The sequence below is a fragment of the Streptomyces sp. NPDC056948 genome (genome assembly GCF_042674225.1).
In the GTDB taxonomy this organism is placed as follows: domain Bacteria; phylum Actinomycetota; class Actinomycetes; order Streptomycetales; family Streptomycetaceae; genus Streptomyces; species Streptomyces purpurascens.
Genome location: NZ_JBHUQX010000785.1, coordinates 1 through 1,722 on the forward strand (window position 1 = coordinate 1; position 1,722 = coordinate 1,722).

Below are 1,722 nucleotides of genomic sequence, written 5' to 3' on the forward strand. Positions count from 1 at the left end.
ATCCCGACCGGGATCCGCCCCTTCCACCGGACGTCAGTCCTTCTCCTCCTCGGAGGAGTCCCCCTCCTCCGAGGAGGAGTCCCCGCCGTCGGTCTCGTCATCGCCGTCGGTCTCGTCATCGGTGATGACGTCGACGAACTCCACTCCGTCCAGCTCGGCGAGCCGGTCCGACGCGTCCGTGCTGCCGTCCCGGTCGGCCTCCACGGCCTTCGCGAACCACTCCCGCGCCTCGCTCTCCCGCCCGGCGGCGAGCAGCGCGTCGGCGTACGCGTACCGCAGCCGCGCGGTCCACGGCTGCACGGAGTTGGCGGCCAGCTCGGGGCTCTGCAGCGTCACGATGGCCGCGTCGAGCTGCTCCATGTCGCGCCGCGCACCGGCGGCGACGAGCCGCATCTCGACCTGTCCGGCCTTGTCGAGCTTGTGCACCTCGGGGGCCCCGGCCATGTCCAGCGCCTTCTCCGGCCGTCCGAGCCCACGCTCGCAGTCGGCCATGACGGGCCACAGATCGATGTTCCCGGTCATCCGCTTGGCGGCCCGGAACTCGGCCAGCGCCTCGCCGTACTTCTGGCTGGCGTACGCGGCGAACCCGGCGGCCTCCCGCACGGCGGCGACACGCGACGCCAGCCGCAGCGCGACCCTCGAGTAGCCGTATGCGCCCTCGGGGTCCTCGTCGAGGAGCCGGGCGACCATCACCAGGTTCCTGGCGACGTCGTCCGCGAGCGTCTTCGGCAGGCTCAGCAGTTCCTGCCGTACGTCCTTGTCGATCTCGTCGCCCGTGACGTCCTCGGGGATCGGCAGCCGCTTGATCGGCTCCCTGTCCCGCTCCCGCTCCTCACGGAACCGGCCGGCGCCACGCCGGTCATCTCGCCGGTCGTCGCGCCCACGGAAACCACCACGGTCACCGCCCTCGCGCCGGAAGCCGCGATCGCGATCATCCCGCCGCGGCGGACGCCCACCACGGTCGTCGCGCCCACGGAAGCCGCCACGGTCGCCGCGATCACCACGGTCTCCGCGCTGGTCGTCGCGCCGGAACTCGCCACGCTCGCCCCGAGGAGCGTCGTCGCGACGGAAGCCACCACGCCCGCCTCGACCGGCGTCGTCCCGACGGAAACCGCCACGCTCCCCGCGGTCGTCCCCACGGCGCTCGTCGCGACGCTCATCACGCCTGTCATCACGCCTGTCGTCACGGCGGAAACCACCGCGGTCGTCACGCCGGAAACCACGGTCGCGATCGTCGCCACGGGAACCGCGGTCCCGGTCGTCACCACGGAAGTTACGGTCCCGGTTGTCGCGACGCTCTCCGCGGTCGTCACGCCGCGGGAACCCTCCGCGGTCGCCATCACGACGGTCGTCACGCCGGTCATCGCGGCGCTCTCCACGGTCGTCGCGCCGGAAGGTGGGACGGTCACCGCGGTCGTCCCGCCGGAACCCGCCTCGGTCGCGATCGTCCCTGCGCGGTCCCCGGTCACGGTCGTCGCGCCGGCCGTACCCACCACCACGGTTGTCGTCCCGACCACGGTTGTCGTCCCGACCACGGCTGTCGTCACGACCACGGCTGTCATCACGACCACGGCTGTCGTCACGACCACGGCTGTCATCACGCCGGAAGCCACCACGGTCCCGATCGTCGCGGCGCTCTCCACGGTCGTCGCGCCGGAAGGTGGGACGGTCACCGCGGTCGTCCCGCCGGAACCCGCCTCGGTCGCGATCGTCCCTGCGCGG

Annotated in this window: 2 protein-coding genes; both read right to left on the reverse strand. The window is 72.6% G+C overall.

Going from position 1 to position 1,722, the window contains the following annotated elements; all coding sequences use genetic code 11:
* Positions 1-33 precede the first annotated feature (33 nt).
* A complete protein-coding gene (locus ACFTZL_RS44700; protein ID WP_382596321.1) occupies positions 34-798 on the reverse strand; it encodes a hypothetical protein in 765 nt (254 codons plus the stop codon).
* A complete protein-coding gene (locus tag ACFTZL_RS44705) occupies positions 735-1,643 on the reverse strand; it encodes a hypothetical protein (protein ID WP_382596323.1) in 909 nt (302 codons plus the stop codon). Before ACFTZL_RS44705 ends, ACFTZL_RS44700 begins: the two co-directional genes overlap by 64 nt.
* Between the last annotated feature and the right edge of the window lie 79 nt (positions 1,644-1,722).